The sequence below is a fragment of the Achromobacter aegrifaciens genome (assembly GCF_902859735.1).
GTDB classification, from domain to species: domain Bacteria; phylum Pseudomonadota; class Gammaproteobacteria; order Burkholderiales; family Burkholderiaceae_B; genus Achromobacter; species Achromobacter aegrifaciens.
This window is the reverse complement of the sequence record NZ_CADIJY010000008.1, coordinates 171,384-192,117: the sequence shown is the minus strand read 5'-3', so window position 1 is coordinate 192,117 and position 20,734 is coordinate 171,384. Positions and strand designations below refer to the sequence as shown.

The 20,734-nt window shown below is 67.3% G+C and carries 20 protein-coding genes; 8 read left to right on the top strand and 12 right to left on the bottom strand.

Annotation, left to right across the window (positions count from 1 at the left end):
* Positions 1–131: 131 nt before the first annotated feature.
* On the top strand, positions 132–1,109 hold the full coding sequence (locus HV766_RS21785) for a Bug family tripartite tricarboxylate transporter substrate binding protein (RefSeq protein ID WP_175181827.1): 978 nt from the start codon (positions 132–134) through the stop codon (positions 1,107–1,109).
* Positions 1,106–2,062 carry a BMP family ABC transporter substrate-binding protein gene (locus HV766_RS21780; protein ID WP_054452675.1) on the top strand — a complete coding sequence of 319 codons (957 nt, stop codon included), beginning with the start codon at positions 1,106–1,108 and terminating at the stop codon, positions 2,060–2,062. Before HV766_RS21785 ends, HV766_RS21780 begins: the two co-directional genes overlap by 4 nt.
* Here HV766_RS21780 and HV766_RS21775 read toward each other — a convergent pair.
* Positions 2,035–2,532, bottom strand: coding sequence for a GNAT family N-acetyltransferase (locus tag HV766_RS21775; protein WP_175181826.1), 498 nt, complete (start codon positions 2,530–2,532; stop codon positions 2,035–2,037). The two genes, HV766_RS21780 and HV766_RS21775, sit on opposite strands and share 28 nt — an antisense overlap.
* A gap of 176 nt (positions 2,533–2,708) precedes the next feature.
* On the opposite strand from HV766_RS21775, the gene HV766_RS21770 reads away from it, so the two are divergent.
* A complete protein-coding gene (locus HV766_RS21770; protein ID WP_054452684.1) occupies positions 2,709–3,512 on the top strand; it encodes an aspartate dehydrogenase in 804 nt (267 codons plus the stop codon).
* 18 nt (positions 3,513–3,530) lie between these two features.
* Here HV766_RS21770 and HV766_RS21765 read toward each other — a convergent pair whose 3' ends face one another.
* Positions 3,531–5,387 carry an ABC transporter ATP-binding protein/permease gene (locus HV766_RS21765; protein WP_175181825.1) on the bottom strand — a complete coding sequence of 619 codons (1,857 nt, stop codon included), beginning with the start codon at positions 5,385–5,387 and terminating at the stop codon, positions 3,531–3,533.
* Between the two features lie 184 nt (positions 5,388–5,571).
* Here HV766_RS21765 and HV766_RS21760 point away from each other — a divergent pair, with 184 nt between their 5' ends.
* The gene (locus HV766_RS21760; RefSeq protein ID WP_054452689.1) at positions 5,572–5,952 is read left to right on the top strand and encodes an RNA-binding S4 domain-containing protein; all 381 of its coding nucleotides are present in this window, start codon (positions 5,572–5,574) and stop codon (positions 5,950–5,952) included.
* Between the two features lie 54 nt (positions 5,953–6,006).
* Here HV766_RS21760 and HV766_RS21755 read toward each other — a convergent pair whose 3' ends face one another.
* The 3 genes from HV766_RS21755 to HV766_RS21745 are packed head-to-tail and all read right to left on the bottom strand — an operon-like array spanning position 6,007 to position 9,741.
* A complete protein-coding gene (locus HV766_RS21755; protein ID WP_175181824.1) occupies positions 6,007–7,440 on the bottom strand; it encodes an aldehyde dehydrogenase family protein in 1,434 nt (477 codons plus the stop codon).
* Positions 7,441–7,444: 4 nt separating this feature from the next.
* Positions 7,445–8,521 (bottom strand): alcohol dehydrogenase catalytic domain-containing protein, encoded by a 1,077-nt coding sequence (locus HV766_RS21750; protein WP_054452692.1) that lies wholly within the window; start codon positions 8,519–8,521, stop codon positions 7,445–7,447.
* Positions 8,518–9,741 carry an ABC transporter substrate-binding protein gene (locus HV766_RS21745; RefSeq protein WP_054452695.1) on the bottom strand — a complete coding sequence of 408 codons (1,224 nt, stop codon included), beginning with the start codon at positions 9,739–9,741 and terminating at the stop codon, positions 8,518–8,520. The genes HV766_RS21750 and HV766_RS21745 overlap by 4 nt, the downstream gene beginning before the upstream one ends.
* A gap of 179 nt (positions 9,742–9,920) precedes the next feature.
* Between HV766_RS21745 and HV766_RS21740 the strand changes: the two genes are divergently transcribed.
* Genes HV766_RS21740 through HV766_RS21730 form a run of 3 tightly spaced genes read left to right on the top strand, consistent with a single transcriptional unit; the run spans position 9,921 to position 13,407 of the window.
* Positions 9,921–12,617, top strand: a complete 2,697-nt coding sequence (locus tag HV766_RS21740; protein WP_254593345.1) for a winged helix-turn-helix domain-containing protein — start codon at positions 9,921–9,923, stop codon at positions 12,615–12,617.
* Positions 12,618–12,674: 57 nt separating this feature from the next.
* A complete protein-coding gene (locus HV766_RS21735) occupies positions 12,675–13,034 on the top strand; it encodes a translation initiation factor Sui1 (protein ID WP_054453658.1) in 360 nt (119 codons plus the stop codon).
* Between the two features lie 19 nt (positions 13,035–13,053).
* On the top strand, positions 13,054–13,407 hold the full coding sequence (locus HV766_RS21730; RefSeq protein ID WP_119449945.1) for a DOPA 4,5-dioxygenase family protein: 354 nt from the start codon (positions 13,054–13,056) through the stop codon (positions 13,405–13,407).
* A gap of 4 nt (positions 13,408–13,411) precedes the next feature.
* Here the strand turns inward: HV766_RS21730 and ppk2 are convergent, their stop codons facing one another.
* Entirely contained in the window at positions 13,412–14,644 is a 1,233-nt protein-coding gene (ppk2, locus tag HV766_RS21725; protein ID WP_054452704.1) for a polyphosphate kinase 2, read from the bottom strand.
* A gap of 187 nt (positions 14,645–14,831) precedes the next feature.
* Between ppk2 and HV766_RS21720 the strand changes: the two genes are divergently transcribed.
* On the top strand, positions 14,832–15,293 hold the full coding sequence (locus HV766_RS21720) for a hypothetical protein (RefSeq protein WP_054452708.1): 462 nt from the start codon (positions 14,832–14,834) through the stop codon (positions 15,291–15,293).
* On the opposite strand, the gene HV766_RS21715 is transcribed toward HV766_RS21720, so the two are convergent.
* The 6 genes from HV766_RS21715 to HV766_RS21690 form a co-directional block, all read right to left on the bottom strand.
* Positions 15,268–16,458, bottom strand: a complete 1,191-nt coding sequence (locus tag HV766_RS21715) for a trans-sulfuration enzyme family protein (protein ID WP_175181823.1) — start codon at positions 16,456–16,458, stop codon at positions 15,268–15,270. The genes HV766_RS21720 and HV766_RS21715 overlap by 26 nt on opposite strands.
* 54 nt (positions 16,459–16,512) lie before the next feature.
* On the bottom strand, positions 16,513–17,169 hold the full coding sequence (locus HV766_RS21710; protein WP_054452712.1) for a methionine ABC transporter permease: 657 nt from the start codon (positions 17,167–17,169) through the stop codon (positions 16,513–16,515).
* On the bottom strand, positions 17,150–18,256 hold the full coding sequence (locus HV766_RS21705) for a methionine ABC transporter ATP-binding protein (protein WP_175181822.1): 1,107 nt from the start codon (positions 18,254–18,256) through the stop codon (positions 17,150–17,152). Before HV766_RS21705 ends, HV766_RS21710 begins: the two co-directional genes overlap by 20 nt.
* A 15-nt stretch (positions 18,257–18,271) precedes the next feature.
* Positions 18,272–19,087: a MetQ/NlpA family ABC transporter substrate-binding protein gene (locus HV766_RS21700; RefSeq protein WP_054452716.1), complete on the bottom strand. Its 816-nt coding sequence runs from the start codon at positions 19,085–19,087 to the stop codon at positions 18,272–18,274.
* Between the two features lie 155 nt (positions 19,088–19,242).
* Positions 19,243–19,668 (bottom strand): CopD family protein, encoded by a 426-nt coding sequence (locus HV766_RS21695; protein WP_054453660.1) that lies wholly within the window; start codon positions 19,666–19,668, stop codon positions 19,243–19,245.
* Between the two features lie 93 nt (positions 19,669–19,761).
* The gene (locus HV766_RS21690) at positions 19,762–20,607 is read right to left on the bottom strand and encodes a DUF2242 domain-containing protein (protein ID WP_175181821.1); all 846 of its coding nucleotides are present in this window, start codon (positions 20,605–20,607) and stop codon (positions 19,762–19,764) included.
* Positions 20,608–20,734 lie beyond the last annotated feature (127 nt).

Here is a 20,734-nt window from a genome sequence, read left to right as displayed (position 1 = left end):
CGTTTGAAAAATGCCCGCCGCGCGATGCGGCGGGCATAAGCAAACGGCTACAAATTCTTTGTCAGGCCCGGCCCGGCTTTCTACAGTACGCCCCTTTGCCGCCCCCGCGGCAGTCACGTAGAAGCCACGCCATGCCGATCTCCCGTCGAACCTTCATGCTTGCCGGCGCACTGGCGCTGCCGCTGGCGCGGCCGCGCATCGCGCGCGCATCCGCCTGGCCCGAGCGTCCGATCCGGCTCATCGTCACCTTCCCGCCCGGCGGCGCGAGCGACATCGCCGCGCGCCTCATCGCGCCCACGCTGGCCGAACGGCTGGGCCAGCCCATCGTCATCGAAAACAAGCCCGGCGCGGGCTCGACCATAGGCGCGAGCCTGGTCGCGCAGGCGCCCAACGACGGCTACACGCTGCTGATGTCGAACTCGGCGCCGCTGTCCATTTCTCCCGCCCTGATGCCGCAAGGCGGATACGACGCGCTCGCCAGCTTCGACCATATCGCGTACCTGGGCGCGGTGCCCACCGTGTTCGTCGTCCATCCTTCCGTGCCTGTATCCAGCTTTGCGGAGCTGACCGCCTGGATCCGCGCGCAGGACCAGCCGGTGCAGTACGGCAGCGGCGGACTGGCGTCGGTGGGCCAGATCGTGGGAGAGCTGTATGCCCGGCAAACCGGCGCGCGCCTGCAGCACATTCCGTACAAGGGATCTGGCGCCATGCGCAACGATTTGCTGGGCGGCCAGATCCGCTTCGCGGTGGACGCGCTGCCGCAGAACCTGCCCTTCCTGCGATCCGGCCAACTGCGCCTGTTGGCGGTCACCACGAGCAAGCCGGTGCCGCAGGCGCCCGACATCCCCGCGGTGGGCGAGCTGGGGTATCCGGGCCTGATCGCCGAGAACTTCATCGGCCTGTCCGGTCCCGCCGGCTTGCCGGCCGCGGTCTCGCAGCGCTTGAACGACGTCATCGCGCAGACGCTGGCCAGCGCGGACATCCGCGCCAGGCTGGAGGGACAGGGCTTCGTGCTGGCGCAAAAATCCCCCGCCGAGTTCACCGACTTCGTCCGCCGCCAAGCCGCAGCCTGGGGACCGGTGGTGCGCGCCACGGGAGCCAGCCTGTGAGCGCCCGCCGCACGCTTGTGCTGTTCGGCCATCCGGGCCGCGGCGGCTTCAACGAAGCGGCCGTGCGTGGCGCGGAACGCGCCGCGCAGGCGGGCCAGCCCTTGCAGCTGGAATGGATCGCCGACCACGACGCCGCCGCGCGCGCCGAGCGCCTCGCACAGCTTTGCGCCACCGCTCCCGACCTGGTCATCGTGCATGGCGGCCAGGGCGATGCGCCCGTGGCCGAGGTGGCGCCACGCTATCCGCGCACGCAGTTCGCCATCACGCAGGGGCACCACACCGCCGCCAACGTCGCGTCATACGAGATCCAGCAAGAGCACTCGGCTTTTCTTGCCGGGGTGTTGGCGGGCCTGCGCGCGGCCAACGGGCGGGCCGCCCATCTGTCCGGCGAAAAAGTGCGGCCCGGCCTGAAGGGCCGCGCCGCCTATGCCGATGGCGTGCGGCGCGTCACGGGCCAGGATCCGCTGACCGCCTTCTGCGGCAACCAGCACGATCCGGCGCTGGGCGCGGCCTGGGCCCGCGCGCTGTCCGCACGCGACGCCCGCGTACTGTTTGCCATGATGGACGGCGGCCGCGATGGCGTGACGCGCGTGTGCCGCGAAACGGGCGTGTGGCAGATCGGCAATGTGCTGGACTGGGTGGCGCGCGACCCGCAGGTCTATCTGGCATCGGCGCTGGCCGATTCGGGACTGTGCGTGCAGCGCGCCGCCGCCGACCATGCCGCGGGCGCGCTGGCGGTGAGCCGCGTGACCCGTTACGGCCTGGAGGAAGCCGCGTCGCTGCGGCTGGTGCTGGGCACGAAAGTCGGCGCGGAAGAACGCCGTATTTTGGATGAGTGGGCGGGCCGGCTCGCAGCGGGAACCCTGGACATTGCATCCGACTACGCGGGGCCGGAATTCACGCTGCCGCCCCCTGCCCGCGCCGGCTACGCGGTCGCTTCGAACGCCTGGTGATAGGAAACGTCCCCATGCGCCGCACCCGTGTAGACCTGCGCCATGAAGTACTCCGGCGGCACGCCGGGATACGTCAGCGCGGGCGTCTGCGCAAAACCGAATCGCGTGTAGTACGCCGGATCGCCCATCACCACGCAGCCCGCCGCACCCAATGCCTTCAAGCGCGCCAGACCGTCCCGGATCAAGGCCGCGCCTATGCCCCGGCCTTGCAGTTCCGGCAGCACCGCGACCGGCCCCAGGCCGTACCAGTCCGCCGAACCGTCGCTGATCGTCACCGGAGAAAACGCGACATGGCCCGCGACACGCCCGTCCACCCGCGCCACCAGCGACAGCGTCAGCGCGCCGGCCTCGCGCAGCGCGTTGGTGATGTGGCCCTCGGTCTGCTGGCTGTGGGGATTGTCTTTGAAGGCGGCCTGCGTCAGCGTGAAGATCGCCTCGCGGTCGTCCGGTGTTTCGGGAAGGATGTGCATGCCTCGACTCCTGTAGGCTCAAGCGCAAAGTGTAGCCGGGCATAGTCGTCATTCCGCATTGACGCCTGCCGGCACGGTGGCTACAGTGGCCGGCAGCCCGGCGCCGCGTCATCGCATCGGCGCCCAGCCCCTTTCCGAACCGCCCGCGGCGCGCCGCGGCCCTACTCTGGACCCCTATGAACAGCTACCGTGTCGGCATCGCCGGCTTCGGCGCCATCGGCCAGGCCGTGGCGCAATCCCTGGATGCCGGCGTGCCCGGCCTGACGCTCACCGCCGTCGCGGTGCGCGATCCCAAGGCTCCGCCGGCCTTTGCCTGGACTCAGGCCGCGCCCGCCTACACCACCATAGATGCGCTGCACGAACACTGCGACGTGGTCGTGGAATGCGCCCCCGCCGCGGTGTTCCGCGACATCGCCGAACCCGTGCTGCGCGCCGGCAAGAAGATGGTGGTGCTGAGCTCGGGCGCGCTGCTGCGCCATGACGACCTGATCGAACTGGCCCGCCAGCACCACGGCCAGATCCTGGTGCCCTCGGGCGCCATCCTGGGCCTGGACGCCATCACGGCCGCCGCCGAGGGCGTCATCCATTCCGTCACCATGATCACGCGCAAGCCGGTGCGCGGCCTGCTGGGCGCGCCCTACCTGACGGACAACAACATCGATATCGCGGACATCACCGAGCCACGCCTGATCTTCCGCGGCTCGCCACGGGAAGCGGCGGTGGGCTTTCCGGCCAACCTGAACGTGGCGGTCAGCGTGTCGCTGGCCGGCATCGGCCCGGACAAGACCACGCTGGAAATCTGGGCCGATCCCTCGCTGGAACGCAATCTGCACCGCGTCGAGGTCGTGTCCGACTCGGCCTCGTTTTCGATGGAAATCCAGAACATTCCCTCGGCCAATCCCAAGACCGGCCGCATCACCGCGCAAAGCGTGGTCGCCGCGCTGCGCAAGCTGACCGGTCCGCTGCGCGTGGGTACCTGAATCGCGGCGGGCGCCGCGCTAGGCCGCCGCCCGCCGCGGCCCGTCCACCGGGCGCAAGCGCTCTACCGGAGCGCCCGCCCGCGCCATCGGTCCCGCCCGCCAGTTCCCGGCGCCATCCAGGTCCAGCCTGTGCGTATGGAACACGTCCAGCGTGCTGCGATGTCCCACGCTGACCAGCATGCATGAGGGCAGCGCCTCGCGCAGCAGACTGTACAGCGCATGCTCCAACCCTTCGTCGGTAGCGGACGTGGCCTCGTCCAGGAACACGATGGCGGGCCGGTTGTAGAGCACGCGCGCGAACGCCACGCGCTGCTGTTCGCCGATGGAAAGCATGCGCGACCAATCCGCGACTTCATCCAGGCGCCCGGCCAGATGTCCAAGGTTGACCAGCCGCAGCGCGTCGGCCAGGCGAGCATCGTCCTCGGGCTGCGCCAATCCCGGATACGCGACCGCGCCGCGCAAGTCGCCCAGGGGCAGATAGGGCCGCTGCGACAGGAACAAGGCAGAGGCGCCCTGCGGCCGGCGCACCGCACCCTGCGCATAGGGCCACAGGCCCGCCAGCGCGCGCAGCAAGGTGGTCTTGCCGCTGCCCGACGGTCCCTTGATCAGCAGGGCCTGGCCCGGCCGCAAGTTCAGGTTCAGGTCGCGCAACAGCACCGTGCCGTCGGGGCGCGACACTTGGACGGATTCGATATCCAGGCCGTCCGGCAGGCTCTCCGTCCGCACCGAAGGCAACACGCGCGCAGCTTCGTTGGCGTCCAGAAAACCGTTCAACCGGTCCAGCGTCGCGCGGTACTGCGCGAAGGTGTCGTAGGAGGTGCGGAAGAACGACAAGGAATCCTGCACCTGCCCGAAGGCCTGCGAAGTCTGGATCACGTCGCCCAGCTTGATCGCGCCGCTGAAAAAGCGCGGCGCCTGCAGGATGAATGGGAACACCACGGCCACCTGGCTCACCGACAGGTTGAAGCCGTCGAACTTCAGCCCCCGGTACACGCGCGCCCACAAGTTGGCGATGTAGGCCGAGAAACGCGTCCACAAGGTGGCACGCTCCACGTTCTCACCCTGATAGAACGCCACGTTCTCGGCGTTCTCGCGCAGGCGCACCAGCGCGTAGCGGAAGTTCGCCGTCAGGCGCTCGGACAGGAAATTCAGCTTGATCAACGGACGCCCGATCTTGAACGCGAACAGCGTCGCCACGATCACGTACAGGTACACCACGAACACCATGGCGCGCGGGATCTCCACGCCCGCCACCGTCAAGGCGCCGGACAGGCCCCACAGGATGGACGTGAACGCCACCAGCGAGACGACCGCGCTCAGCGCGCCGATCGCCAGCGTGCGCGACCCCGTCACGAACATGGCGATGTCCTGTTCGATGCGCTGATCGGGGTTGTCGACCGGAGAGTCGACGAAATGGCCGCGGTAGTAGGCGCCCGCGCCCAGCCAGTCGCGGGTCAGCCTGTCGTTGAGCCACACGCGCCAACGGATGTCGAAAGCCTGCCCGGCATAACTGTCGGCCAGGGTGCGCATCACGTGCACACAGGCCAGCACCGAGAAGATGCCCAAAAAGCGCCAGAAGGCGCTCTGATCCAATGCCTGCAACGCGCTGTAGAAGCCGTTGTACCAAAACGAAAACAACACCGTCATGCGCACGGCGAACATCGCCAGGAACAACAGCAGCGCCAGCGTCAACAAGGGCCGCCAGCTGCGCCTGGGATCGAGATACGGCCGCGCCAACCGCCAGAACTTGCGTCCCCAGTCCGTGTAGCGCGCAAGCAAGCCCCCGACCAGCACCAGCGCGACGGCCGAAATGCCGAACGCGCGCGCCAACCAGAGCCCGCTTTCCGCCAGTTGCTGCTGCCAGTTCAGGTCCATGAGTCGATTGCCCTCCGATACGCGTTTCTGGTTAGACGAGACGCACGCATCGAGTTCCGGCGCAGGAGCCGTTTTAAGCCTGGCTTAAGCGTTCCGGCGGGGCGATCGAAAGCCGTCGGACAGCAAGACGGGCCACGGCGGCTATCATGAGCGCCTGAGCAGCAATACCGGCAGGTAAGGAACCATGGACAAGATCCGGCTAGACAAGTGGCTATGGGCCGCGCGCTTCTACAAGACGCGCAGCCTGGCCGTGCAGGAAATCGGCAAGGGCCGGGTGTTGGTGAACGACCAGCCCGCCAAGCCCGCGCGCGAAGTCGCGCCAGGCGATCTGGTCACAGTGCGCAAGGAGGACCCGGCGCTGCATGTACGGGTGATGGCCGTCAGCGGCGTGCGCGGCCCCGCCCCCGTCGCGCGCCAGCTCTACGAGGAAACGCCCGAAAGCGTGGCGGCGCGTGAGCGCGCAGCGGAAATGCGCCGCCTGGCGCCCGAGCCCGCGCTGGGCATAGAAGCCGGACGCCCGACCAAGCGCGACCGGCGGCTGATAGACCAGATGCGGGGCAAGTAAGTCCCCGGGCGCCGCCGGAACGCGTACGTATGTCCCGGCCGCCTTCCACGGCGCTCAAGCAGCCTCGTCCGCCAACACCGCCACTGTCTGCACGCTGGTGTACTCCAGCAGCCCTTCCAGCCCATTCTCCACGCCCAGGCCGGACTGCTTGCGCCCGCCGAACGGCACGTCCGGCGACATGGCGTGGATATGGTTGATCCATACCGTGCCGGTTTCCAGGCGCCGCGCGATGGACCGCGCCAGCGCCAGGTCCTTGGACCACACCGACCCGCCCAGTCCATAGTCTGTGTCATTGGCGCGTTGGACGACCTCGTCGATGTCCCGGTATTTCAGCAAGGGCAGCACCGGTCCGAACGCCTCTTCCACCACGCTGCGCGCGTCGTCCGGCGGATTGTCCAGGATGGCGACCGGCACGAAATAGCCCTTGCCTTGCGGAATGTCGCCACCGGCCAGAAAGCGCACGCCGTTGCGATGCGCATCCGCAATGAGATCCTTGACCCGCTCGTACTGCGGGCGGTTCTGGATTGGCCCCAGGCCAGTCCCCGGCTGCGCGCCATCTCCCATGACCACGCCCCGGGCGTGTTCCACCAACGCCGCGGCGAACTCGTCATAGATGGATTCATGCACATACAGCCGTTTGGTGGCCAGGCAAAACTGCGAGGAATTTCGGAACGCTCCCCAGAACAGCTTGGCGGCCGTCTCGCGCACGTCCACGTCCGGCAGCACGATGGCGGCATCGTTGCCGCCCAGTTCCAGCGTGATGCGTTTGAGCCTGCCGGATGCGCTCTGCATGACGCGCCTGCCCGTCGCGGTCGAGCCGGTAAAGGCGATCTTGTCGATGCCCGGATGCTCGGTCAGCCAGGGCCCCAGCCGGTCTCCGCCGCACACCACGTTCAGCACGCCTGGCGGCAGCAGGTCGCGAAACAGTTCGCCCATCTTGAGCGAAGTCAGCGGCGTGAATGGCGACGGCTTCAACACGACGGTGTTGCCCGCCAGCAAGGCCGGGGCGATCTTCCAGATGGCCAGCGTCATCGGAAAATTCCAAGGCGCGATCGCCGCCACCACGCCGATAGGCACATGGCGAGTCTCGAACACGCGGCCGGCGCCGTCGTCCAGCCGCGTGGCGGGCAGATCGCGCGCCGCGGTCGCGCGCAGCCAGGCGACGCAACGGCCGACCTCGGCGCGCGCGTCGGCGTGAGGCTTGCCCTGCTCGCGCGTGAGCAGGCGCATGAAGCCTTCGGTGTATTCCTCCAGTCTGTCAGCCATGGCAAGAAGCGCTGCCTGGCGCCGTTCCAAGGGCGTCTCGCTCCATTGCGCAAATGCGCGCGTCGCGGCCGCGACTGCTTCGTTCAACTGCGCCAGCGACGCGTCCGGCACGGTGGCAATGCGTTCCTCCGTGGCGGGATTGAGCACATCGAAGGTTTGCACCGACGTTTCCGCGCGGCCATCCACCGTCATGGTGTAACCGGAATCCAGATTCAGCTGCATGGTTCTATGCCTGTTTCGCGTTGGGTTGTTCGGGACAAAGGACCTGGCGCCCCACCACGCGGCCAGCCGCCAGATCGAGTAGCGCTGCCTGGGCGTCCTGCAGGCAGCGGCAGGAAATCGGAATGGCGCGCGGCCCGCGTTCCCGCACCAAGGTCATGAGTTCCTGCAATTCGGCCAGCGTGCCGATGTAGGACCCTTCGATGCTGATGGCGCGCATGGGCACCAAGGCCGGCGACAGCGGCAATTCCCCGCCGAACAGCCCGATCAAAATCAATTGCCCGCCTTTGGCCAGCAGATCCATGCCCTGCTTCACCGTGCCCGCCGCGCCCACGCAATCGATCACCGCCCAGATCTCGCCAGCGGCGCGTCGAACCTCGTCCAGCGCGTTTGCGGCATGCGCGTCCACCGCAAGGCTGGCGCCGGCGGCCAGCGCGGCGCCCCGGCGCGCGCCATCGGGTTCCAGCACGATCACCTGCGGACACCCCAAGGCGCGCAGCAAGCTCACGCACATGAGGCCCAGGCCGCCTGCGCCGACCACTACGACCGTTTCCGCCTGCAGCACCTCCGGCGCAATCTTGCGGATGGCGCTGTAGGATGTCAGGCCCGAGCATGCGTAGGGCGCGGCCTGCTCTGGTCGCAGGTCGCCGATATCGATCAGGTAGCGGGCGTCCGGCACCAGGATATGGTCGCTATAGCCGCCCGGCCGAAAGATCCCCAGGAAGCGCGGTGCGGCGCACAGGTTTTCGCGACCGCGCCGGCAGACCTTGCAGTCGCCGCAACCGATCCATGGATACACCAGAAAGCGCTGTCCCGCGACAACCCCATTTGCGTCTGGCCCGGCGGCGACCACCACGCCCGCTGTCTCATGGCCCAGAGTCAACGGCAGCGTGACGCCGCGCTGCTCCACGCGCAGGCGCTTGTCGCCGCCCAGATCGTAGTAGCCCTCCCACGTATGCACGTCGGTATGGCATACGCCCGCGGCAAGCACCCGCAGCAACACCTGCGCGCCTTGCGGTTCGGGCGCCGGGCGCTCGATGGGAACCAGCGGCTGACCAAAGTCGGTTACGTCATAGCTGATCATCGCATCGCCTGCTTGATCAATGGGCAGCCGCCGCGGTCTTCGGGCCGGAATGCGACGTCGCCCGGGATGACCGCCACCTGTTTGTACAGATCCCACTCGCCGCGGGATTCCTCCGGCTTCTTCACTTCGAACAGATACATGTCGCGCACCACCCGCCCGTCCGCGCGCAGTCGTCCGTTGCGCGTCATGAAATCGTTGATGGGCGTCTCCCGCATCTTGGCCATCACGGCGTCGGCGTCCTTGGTGCCGGCCGCCTTGACCGCGTTCAAATAATGCAGCACCGCGCCGTAGGTACCGGCCTGGGTCATGGTCGGCTTGCGCCCGACCTTGTCCTGGAAGCGTTGCGACCAGGCCCGCGTGGCGTCGTTCTGGTCCCAATAGAACGCCTCGGTCAACAGCAGCCCCTGGCCCAGGGGCAGTCCGATGGACTTCACGTCCGAGAGGAACGCCAGCAGCGCCACCAGCTTCTGCTGGCCGCCCGGCCGGCCGATACCGAAGTCCGCCGCCTGCTTGATCGCGCTGATCACGTCGTTGCCGCCCAGCGCCAGGCCGATGATGCCCGCTTTGGAAGTCTGCGCCTGCAGCAGATAGGAACTGAAGTCCGGCGTATTCAGGGGCGAACGCACAGCCCCCAGCACCTTGCCGCCGTTCTTCTCGATGACCGCGGAGGCGTCGGCCTGCAGCGCGTAGCCGAACGAGTAATCCGCAGTCATGAAATACCATTCCTTGCCGCCCTGTGCGGACACCGCCGCGCCCGTACCGTTGGCCAGCGCGTAGGTATCGTAGGTCCAATGGACGGTGTAGGGCGAACACGCCTTGGCGGTCAATTCCGAGGTCGACGCGCTCGTCACCATGACGATCTTTTTCTTTTCGCGGCCGAGTTCGCTGATGGCCAGCGCCAGCGCCGACGTGGGCAAGTCGGTGACCATGTCCACGCCATCCTGGTCGAACCAGCGCCGCGTCGCCGCGCTGGCGACGTCGACCTTGTTCTGGCCATCGGTGTACACCAGCTCGACCGGCTGGCCCAACACGCTGCCGCCGAAATCCTGCACCGCCATGCGCGCGGCCTCTACCAGGCCCTTGCCGCCGATGTCGGAATACGCCGAGCTCATGTCCGCCATTACGCCGATCTTCACTGGGCCGCCGGCTGGCTGCGCTTGTGCGCCTGCCGCAACGATAGCGGCGCCCGCCAACGCGTACACCGTTTTCACGATTGCCATCGATATGTCTCCGTTATGAGTAAACGCCATTTGCGCAGCAACTGGCCTATTGCCCCGGCCCGAGTCCTTTTGTATCGTAGGCACGCATTTTTCAGCTTCGTCCAAAGCGACGATTTTCGTGTTGCTTGCGGGTTTCCCCCGAGCCGGCGCGCAGTCGTTCCTCACCCAACAGGCAGATCATGCGCCCTCTGTTTTCGCCCGGACATGCGCTGGCCAGCGGCAAGCTCGGCATCCCCGCTGCCCACGCCGACCACATCCCGCGTGAATCGCTGTGCGCGCTGGTCTGTGCGCCCGGCAGTCCCAAGATCGTCCTCGCGCGCGGCCCCGCCGGCTATGGCAAGACCACGCTGCTAGCCCAGTGCCTGGCCCGCTTGAGCGCGCAATCCGTGCGCGGTGCGTGGCTGACGCTGGACCGCGGCGATAACGATCTGCCGCGCTTTCTGCGATGCCTGACCGCCGCGCTGGAACCCTTGGCCGCACCGCCCGGGGCGCTGGCGAACATGGAGGCCGACGACGCGCTGGCGCTCGCCCTCATCGAAGCCATCGCTACGCAAACCGCCCCCTTTGCGCTGGTGCTGGACGAGTTCGAGTCCATCGTCGCGCCAGGCGTGCTGGACTTCGTGCAGAACCTGATCAACCGCCTGCCGCCACAGGGCCGGCTGCTGATCGGGTCGCGTCACGCCACCGGCCTGGAACTGGGACGCTTGCGGGCCGACGGCCGGCTGCTGGAAATCGACGCCGCCCAGCTTTGCTTTTCGCTGGACGAGACCACCCTGTTCTTCGCCCGGCGCAACCCTGCGATCACGCGCGCCGAAATCGGCCAGCTTCATCACAAGACCGAAGGCTGGATCGCCGCGCTCTGGCTGGCCTGCGCCTCGCTGGCGCGACAGGACTCCGCCTCGGCGTTCATCGAACGCTTTTCGGGCAGCGACCAGTCCGTCTCCGACTATCTGGCCCAGGATGTGGTCGCCGGACAGACGCCCGAGTTGCGGCGCTTTCTGTTGCGCACCAGCATCCTGAAGCAACTGAACGCTGCGCTATGCCAGGCTTTGCTGCCGGACCTGGACTGCGGCAGCATCCTGCGCGAACTCGAAGACGGGCAGATCCTGCTGTCGCGCTCCTCCGCGGATGCGGCTCAATACCGTTACCACGGCCTGTTCGCGAGCTATCTGCAATCCAGACTGCGGCAGCAGGATCCAGCGGACATTCCCGCGCTGCATCTGGCGGCCTCCCGCTGGTACGCCGAGCAGGGCCGTCCTGTTCCTGCCATCGATCATGCCATCGAAGGCGGCGACTTCGATCAGGCCCTCGCCTTGCTGGCGACACACGCGGAAGCGCTGCTGGCCGAGGGGCGCATGCGGCTGCTCTCCCGCTGGTTCACGCAATTGCCCGCGGCCGTCCTGGCCCGCCGCCCGGCGCTGCAGGCGGTGCAGGTGTGGGCAACCTGTTTTACGCGGGGCGCCAGCGAGGCATCGCTGCAGATGGACGAGCTTAGGCTGGCTTGCAGCCCCGATCCCGACGTCCGCGCGCACGTGCAGGCCCTGCGGCCCTTGCTGCTCTCCATGACCGATCGCCACGAAGAGGCCTACGCGCTCGGCATGCCCGGCATCGCCGCCGCGGCGAACGCATCCACCTTCGCCGCGACTGCCTTGGCCAATGCCATGGCCAACGTCGCAGCCGTGCTTGGCCGCTACCAGGAAGCGCAACAACTGCTGGATGCCGCCCGCCGCGCGCAGAGCCTGGCCGCCAGCGCCTTCAATCAGATGTATTCCGAAGCGGTGGAGGGCATCATCGACCTGCAGGAGGGCCGCATGCGTCAGGCTGGCGCGCATTTCCGCATGGCGGTCCACTCCACCCGCAAAGGCGCGTACGGCCAGGCCAACGGCAACGCCTGGGCCGGCGTGCTGTACGCGGCCGGGGTATACGAAGCCGGCGATCTGGAGCAGGCTGCCCGGCTGTTGCGCGTCTACGTGCCGCTGGGGCGGGACACGGGACACCCGGACCATCTGATACTCGGTTATGTGATGCTGGCGCGCATCGCCTTTCTGTCGGGCGACATCGTGCAGACCTTTTATCTGCTGGGCGAACTGGAGTACCTCGGCCATCAACGCCGCCTGCCCCGGATTGCAGGCAGCGCTCGCGTGGAGCGCGCGCGCGTGCTGCTGCTGCAAGGACACCCGCAGGCCGCGCACGACGAGCTCAGGCGCGCGGAAGACGACGATCTGTGGGCTCGCATCGAAACGCTGCGCCTGCCTTCCAACGACTTGCTGTACCCGCGGCTGGGGATGCTGCGCGTGCAGTCCTACACGGGCAGGCCCGGGGATGCGTTGCGCCAGCTGGATGCGGACATTGCGCGCGCCGTATCGGCCCGCCGCGTCCGGCGCGCCTACAAGTTGGGGATATTCCGCGCCGTCGCCCTGGCGCGCGCGGGCGATGAAGCGCAAGCCCACCAGCAGCTGACAACCTTGCTGGACACGGCGCAGCGCGAGGGACTATGCCGCGTGCTGGCTGACGAAGGCAGCGCCTTCCTCTCGCTATTGCCGCGCTTTTTCTCCTCGCCAGTCGGCTGCGCATGGTTGAATGGCTGCGCGTCAGCCCAGGCCTGGTTCAACCGTTTCCAACGCCATGCCGGGATGCCCGTGGACGCCAGCCCGGCCGCGCCAGCCGCCGAGCGCGCGCCGGCCGACGCCTTGACGGCCAAGGAACTGAACGTGCTGCGCCTGGTCGCGGACGGCCATTCCAACAACGCCATCGCCCAGCGCCTGTTCGTATCCGAAAGCACCGTGCGCACCCATCTGCGCAACCTGAACGTAAAACTGTGCGCCGACAGCCGCACCCGCGCCGTGGCCCTGGCGCGCGAAGCCGGTCTGCTGTAAGGCCGGGACTGGCTGGCCTGCCGGCGATTAAGATAGGGACTTTTGCGCGTGTCCATCATGAAAAGCAGTTCTACAGGCGGCCTGGTCTATTCCACAGACGGCGGCCGCATGTGCCCCGAATGCCGCAAGCCGCTGGCGCAGTGCCTGTGCAAACAGGCACAGACGATTCCCGCCGGCGATGGCGTGGCCCGCGTGTCGCGCGAAACCAAGGGGCGCGGCGGCAAGAGCGTCACCGTGATCAAGGGCCTGGCGCTGGACGGCGCGGCGCTGAATGCGCTGGGCAAACAGCTGCGCAACGCCTGCGGCTCCGGCGGAACGGTAAAGGACGGCGTGATCGAAATCCAGGGCGACCACTGCGAGCGCGTCATGGAATCCCTGCAAAAACAAGGCATCCGCGCCAAGCGCGCGGGCGGCTGACACCGACGGAGCACCAGCAATGACCGAACCCCAAACCAGCGCCGTCGCCAGTTGGCACGCCCATGTCTATTTCGACGCCGCCAGCCGCGACGCCGCCCACGCCCTGCGCGAACGGATCGCCGCGCGCTTTGCCGGCCAGATGGAACTGGGGCGCTTCCATGAGCGCCCCGTCGGCCCGCATCCCCAGTGGAGCTACCAGATTGCCTTCACGCCCGAGCGCTTCGCGGAGATCGCCACCTGGCTGACGCTGCACCACGGGGCGCTGGATGTCTTCATGCATCCCAACACAGGCGACTCCCTGCGCGACCACCGCGACTGCGCGGTGTGGATCGGACGCAGCTACACGCTTAACCTGCAGGCGCTGGGCGCCTGAGCAGCTACAGCGCGCGGCCCACGATCAGCGAATCCAGCGCCATCATGGGATCGCTGCTCTTGCCTTCGTACGGCAGGCGGCTGAGCACGTAGCGCATCGCGTTGATACGCGCGCGCTTCTTGCAGTCGGACTTGACCACCACCCAGGGCGCATCGGCCGTGTCGGTGTGCGCGAACATCGCCTCCTTGGCCCGGGTGTAGTCGTCCCATTTGTCCAGCGAGGCCAGGTCCACCGGGCTGAGCTTCCACTGCTTGAGCGGATGCACCTTGCGCTGCAGGAAACGGCGGCGCTGCTCTTCCTGGCTGACCGAGAACCAGAACTTGATCAGGTGAATGCCGCTGCTGACCAGATGGCGCTCGAAATCCGGCACCTGGCGCAGAAAGTCCAGGTATTCGTTCTGGGTGCAGAAGCCCATTACGCGCTCCACGCCGGCGCGGTTGTACCAGGAGCGGTCGAACATGACGATCTCGCCCGCGGTGGGCAGATGCTGCACGTAGCGCTGGAAGTACCACTGGCCCTTTTCCGTATCGGAGGGCTTCTCCAATGCGACCACGCGCGCGCCGCGCGGGTTCAGGTGTTCCATCATGCGCTTGATGGTGCCGCCCTTGCCGGCGGCGTCGCGGCCTTCGAACAGGATCACGACGCGCTGGCCGGTGGCCTTGACCCAGGCCTGCAGCTTCAGCAGTTCGACCTGCAGGTTGTACTTCTGCTTTTCGTAGTTACGGCGCAGCATGCGGTGGCGATAGGGATAGATGCCTTCGCGCCAGTCCGCGGCCAGTTCATCGTCAGGATTGCGGCGCGTGCGCGGCGCTGCCGAATTGGCTTCCAGCAGCGCGCGATGCACGGCCTGCGCGTCGTCCGGCGACAGTTCCTCGATGACCGAGCGCAGCGCCTCGCGCGCCTGGGCCGGTGCGCTGACGTTGTAGCGACGGGCGATATCGGCCAGCACGGCCACCGTCTCCTGACGCGCGGCGTCCTGGCGCGCGACGACGCGCTTGCGCACATCGAGAGCCGGCTCGGCGGCGGCCGCGGCCGACACGGCGTCGCCCGCCGCGGGCGTCTTGGCCGCGCGCGGCTTGCGGCTGGTGGTCACTGGCGTGACGACGGTCTTGACTACCGTCTTGACGGCCGGCTTGGTGACCGCCCTGGTGTCAGCGCCTGCGGTCCGCTTGGCCGCGCGCTTGCGCGGCGTCTCGGCTACGGCTTGTTCGGTGGCTGGCGTTGTCTTGTCTGTCATCGATCCTGTCCTCGCTACGCTGATCGTCCTGTCCGCGCCTGTCAGGCTTGCGCCTGGGGCCGCTGTCGGGAAAAGCGCAAACGCTACTCCGAGCCCTGCCCTGCGGATTTGACTTCGATCAAACGTTGTAACATTTTTGCAGAGCGCACGGCCGCTACACTGGTCTCCCGTCACCCGCCCCTGCGCCATGTGGTCATTCATCAAACGGCTATTAGCCGGCCCGACGCCGCCCGAAGATCCCCTGCGCGAAACCCTGAGCTTCGATGAAGCCGGCTTCACGCGCAGCAGCGAACTGGCGCGCGCGCTGGGCCAGCGGGAATTCTGGCCCTGGAGCGAGATCCATGAATTCGGCTTCCGCTATACGCAGGCCGTCTTTCCCGACCCCTGGTCGGGCGACTACATGGAAGGCCTGTGGTTCCTGCGCGTGCCCAGCGACGGCGGCGGGCTGATGGCCATGGAGTTCGACGAGGCCACGCTGGACGCCGAACGGCTGCCTCCCGCCCTGCAACGGAACATGCCCGGGCTGGACATGGGCGCGCTGCGCGCGGGGCTGGCCGCCGCCGCGCGCGGGCCACGCAACTTCGAGGACAGTGGGGAATGGGTGGCGTGGCGGCGCGCAGCCGCTACACCCGGTCCAGGCCCTGCTTGAGATCGGCCAGGATGTCCTCGGGCGTCTCCAGGCCCACCGACAGCCGCAGCAAGCCCTCCGACAGCCCGTAGCGTTCGCGATCCTCGGCCGAGTAGCTGGCATGCGTCATGGACGCGGGATGCTGGATCAGGGTTTCGGGATCGCCCAGGCTGACCGCGATGCGCGCGAGCTTCAGGTTGTTGAGCAGCGCGCGCCCCGCCGCCAGTCCGCCCTTGAGTTCGAACGCGACCAGGCCGCCGCCGGCCGATTGCTGGCGACGCGCGATCTCCGCGCCCGCCGTATCCGCCAGGCCGGGATAGAACACGTCGGCCACCGCGGAATGCTCGCGCAACAGCCTAGCCACCTTCAAGGCGGATTCGCTGTGGCGCGCCACGCGCAGCTCCAGCGTCTTGATGCCGCGCAGCACCAGGAAGGCGGTGAACGGCGACAAGGTGGCGCCCGTGAAGTAGCGCAGCCCTTGCAGCCGGATGGCGTCGATGTGTTCCTTGCGCCCCAGCACGGCGCCGGCCAGCAGGTCGCCGTGGCCGCCCAGGTACTTGGTGGCCGAATGCAGCACAATGTCGGCGCCATGCTCCAGCGGACGCTGCAGCACCGGCGTCGCGAAGGTGTTGTCGACGATGGTCAGCAGCCCCTTGCCGCGGGCGATGGCGGACACCGCCGCGATATCCACCAGGCGCAGGTTGGGATTGGCCGGCGTCTCGAAATAGACCGCGCGTGTCTTGGGACCGATGGCCGCGGCTACGGTCTCGGGGCGGGTGAAGTCGGCGAATACCGCGCGCACGCCAAAGCGCGCCAGTCCCTGCGTGAACAGGGTGAAGGCGGTGCCGTACACAATCTGGTCCACGACGATTTCATCGCCGCTTTGCAATAGCGAGAACAGGGTCGCCGAAATCGCCGCCATGCCGGACGCGGTCACCACGCCGGCTTCGGCGCCTTCCAGCGAAGCCAGGCGCTCTTCCAGCAGCGCCTGCGTCGGATTGCGGGTGCGGCCGTAGACGTAACCCTGCTTTTCGCCCAGGCGGATCTGGTCGAAGGATTCGATGCTGTCCTGGGTGTATGTGGAAGTCAGGTAGAGGGGCGGAGACAAGGCGCCCTGCTCGTCCAGCGGGTCATAGCCCAGGTGGATCGCGCGCGTGGCAAAACCGTGTTGCGGGGACTCGGACATTTCAGCGTTCCTGTATGTTCGGGTAAGGCCGGGGCGCACAGCCCCGGCGCGGAATCAGCGTTTGTGGTCGGCGCGGCGCGACAGCCATTCACCGGTGAATTGCACGATGGAGACCAGCGCGATCAGGATCACGATCACCTCGAACATCACGCGCGTCTCGTAGCGTTCGTAGCCATAGCGGATCGCCAGATCGCCCAGGCCGCCGGCGCCTACGGCGCCTGCCATGGCCGAGGCGTTGATCATTGCGATGACGCTGACGGTCATGCCGCCGATGATGCCCGGCAAGGCTTCCGGCAATAGCACGTGGCGCACGATGTGCCAGCGACGGCACCCCATGGCCCTGGCGGCCTCCACCAACCCGTGGTCCACGTCGTTCAGGCTGACCTGGGCGATGCGCGCGAAGAACGGCACCAGATTGGCCGACAGCGGCACGATGGCGGCCCACGTGCCCAGCGTGGTACCCACCAGGAAGCGCGTGAACGGCAGCATCGCCACCAGCAGGATGATGAAGGGGATGGCGCGGAAGGTATTGACCGTCACCGACAGGACCTTGTTGAAGCGCGGCCTGGGATAGAGATTGCCCGGCGCGGTGACGGTCAGCACCACAGCCAGCGTCAGGCCCAAAACGATGGCGATGACGGCAGAGACGCTCACCATCGCCAGGGTCTGCAGGAATGCCTGCAGGTATTTATCAAGCATCGGCAGCGACATAACCCAGCACCTTGATCTGATCGGCCACCAGCGCGGCGCGCGCGGCCTCTTCCTGTAATGCGTCCGCAGGCACGGACACCAGCAGGCTGCCCTGCGCATGGCCGCGCAAGCGGTCCAGTCCGCCATGCAGCAGCGTCGCACCGGCGCCGAGCGCGGCCAACGCCTGCAGGGACACGCCATCCGGACGCCCCTGCCCCGTAAAGCGCAGCCGCAGCACCGCTATGCCCGCGCGGCCCTGCAGGTCGGGCACCAGCCTGCCGGTAAGATCGGCGGGCAAGTCGTGCTGCAAGGGCCGCAGCAAGGCCCGCGTGGCATCGGCCTGGGGATTGCCGAACACGCGCCAGACCTCGCCTTCCTCGACCTTGCGGCCGCCATCCAGCACCAGCACCCTGTGGCAGACCTCGCGGATCACCGCCATGTCGTGCGTGATCAGCACCACCGTCAGGCCCAGCTTGCGGTTGATGTCCAGCAACAAGGCCAGGATCGACTGCGTGGTTTCCGGGTCCAGCGCCGACGTGGCTTCGTCGCACAGCAGGATCTCCGGTTCATGCACCAGCGCGCGGGCGATGCCCACCCGCTGCTTCTGGCCGCCGGACAGCTTGGCCGGATAGACATCGGCCTTGTCGCGCAGCCCCACCAGTTCCAGCAGTTCCTCCACCCGAGCCCGCGCCGCGGCGGGCCTGACGCCCGCCACGCGCAAAGGCAAGGCCACGTTCTCGGCCACGGTCTTGGCCGACAGCAGGTTGAAGTGCTGGAAGATCATGCCGATGCGACGGCGCAGCCCCACCAGCGCGTTCTCGTCCAGGCCGCCCACATCCACGCCGTCCACCCGCACCCGGCCGGCGCTGGGCCGCTCCAGCATGTTGATGGAACGCAGCAGCGTGGACTTGCCTGCGCCGCTGCGTCCGATGATGCCGAAGACCTCGCCGCGGGCGATGGAAAACGACACATCGGACAGCGCGGCCACCGGCCCCTGCGCGCCCTCGTAGCGCTTCTGCAGCCCTTCGAACACGACGTGCGCATCAACGGCCTGCGGTCGCGGTGCGGCGTCGGCCAGCTCGGCCATGGAGAATTCGTGTTGCATCATTGCCCGATTCCGATCTCAGAAAACCGGAATCACCGAGCCTTCGTACTTGCTCAGGATGAACTGGCGCACTTCCTCGGAGTGATAGGCCTTGACCAGTTCAGGCACCCAGGGCGCGTTCTTGTCCTGTTCGCGAACCGCGATGATGTTCACGTAGGGGTTGTTTTCCTTCTTCTCCACCGCGATGCCGTCGCGCGTGGCGATCAGCCCGGCCTGATAGGCGAAGCTGTTGACGATGGCCGCGGTGTCCACGTCCGGCAGCGAGCGCGCCAGCACCACGGAGGCGCTTTCCACGAAATTGAGCTTCTTGGGGTTGGAGGTCACGTCCGCCAAGGTCGCCGTGCCGGTGGCCGGATCGAAACCGTCCTTCAACGTGATCAGGCCCTGGTCGCGCAGGATGACCAGCGCGCGCGTCTGGTTGCTGGGGTCGTTGGGAATGCCGACGCGGGCGCCTTCCGGCAGCTCATTGAGCGACTTGTACTTCCTGGAGTAGAACGCGATGGGCGAGATCAGCGTGTTGGCCACGGATACGAGCTTGTAGCCGCGCTGCTTGATCTGGTCGTTCAGGAAGGGGATGTGCTGGAAGGCGTTGGCGTTCAGGTCGCCGTTGTTGAGCGCCTCGTTCGGACTGGCGGTGCCTGTGATCACCACGGGCTCCACGGCCAGGCCGTTCTTCTTGGCGACCTGGGCCACCACCTCCCAGATCTGCTCGTCGACGCCACCGCGCACGCCCACCTTCAGGGGTTTGGGATCGGCCGAGAAAGCCGGGCCATGGAACATTGCCGCCGAAGCCAGCACCGCGCCCAGCAGGCGCTTGAAGAAACGGGAAGTCATGTTGGAATCGCCTCTCAGGTTATGCGGTTATGAGAGAAACGATTCTAGGGAGGGGGACGGACCCCGCGAACGAATAGTTCGTTGAGTCCTTATTACAGGGGCGTTTGGTTATGGCGGCTGGGCATATGGTCCCGGCACATGCGCCGCCGCGCAGATCAGAAGGGTTTGACGACCACCAGCGTCACGATGGCCGCGGAAGCGATGACGGTGAAAGGCGCGTACAGGTCCACCAGCGGCGGACGCTTGGCGCTGCCATTGGCCATGCGCCGCAATGCCGCGCTCTGGATGCCGAGCAGCGCCGACAGCGCCAGCGCGAAGCCAACCTTGACCCAGATCCAGGTCATCGCGAACCAGCCGAAAGTCATGGCCAGGTGCAGGCCGACCAGCCAGGTCAGCACCATGGCCGGCGTGGTCACGTAAAGCGTCCAACGGCGCAAGGCGCCCAGCATCTTGCGTTCTTTGGGCGCTTCTTCGCTGTCCTGCGGCTGCGAGGACAGCAGGAACAAGGACACGAACAGCGATCCGCCCAGCCAGGCGACCACGGCCGCCACGTGGAGCATTTTCAGGAGTTGATAGGTCATGATGCCCGCGATTATCGCCGGATGCGGACCGCGCCGCGAGTCGGCGCGGCGCATCCGTTTGCGCTACGGCAAGCGGTGCCCCGCAAGGCTGCCTTACTTGGCCGCCTCGGGGCTGGCCGGGGCGGCCGCGCCGGATGCAGGGGCCGACGCCGGAGCGGGAGCGGTCGAAGCGGGCGCGGCGGATGTCGGCGCGGCGCTTGCCGGCGCGGCGCTTGCCGGAGCGGCGCTTGCCGGAGCGGCGGACGCGGGCCCACCAGGTGCAGGCGCTTTTGGAGATTCGCTACCGCCGTTGGCCGCGGCCGGATTCAGGGTATCGGCTGGCTTGTCCGGAGATTCCGCGGGCTCGGCCGGCGCGGCCTTGGGCTGCGCCTTGGCACGGCTCGCGGGCGGATGAGGCGCGGCGGCCGCCTGCGCGTCCGGCAGGAAACGCTGCAGCAACTGGAAGAAACCTTCGTAGAACTTGGGTCGCGCAACCGTCTGGCTGCCCGTCTTCACCAGCGAATCGTCGCTGGAGCCGAACGGCATGGACACCTGCCCCAGCACGCTCACCCCCACACTGGCCGAGCTGTTGGTTCGCTTGATCGAATAGCGGTCCTGCACCGCGTTGGCGAACACCGTGGCGCGCTCGTTCGCGCTGCCGTCGGAGGCGCATTCGATGTTGAAGGCGATCTGCGTATGCTGGCCGTTCTCGTCCTGGAAATTCTTGTGCCCCGTGACCCGCGAACCCTCGAACTTGTCGATGTTGTAGCCCTGGCTCAGCAAGGCGCGGCGGCCCGCGTCGCAGGCGGCGACGTTACTTGCTTCGACGGTGCGCGAGTAGGTGTTGTTCTGGGTGAAGTCTTCTTTTTCGAACTCTGGCTTGGGGGATGAGCATCCCGCCAGGACGCCCACCAGGGCAACGGACAGGGCCAGCGACGAACTGCGGGAAAAACGGGGCATGAATTGGAGGAACAGTAATGCGTCAAGCGTCCGTTATAGCGCATCCCCGGCACCATTTCTTTTACGAGGAATGTGCAGTTCAACGGAGAGGTAACAGAGTTCAAAAAAGGGCCGCATCGCGACCCGG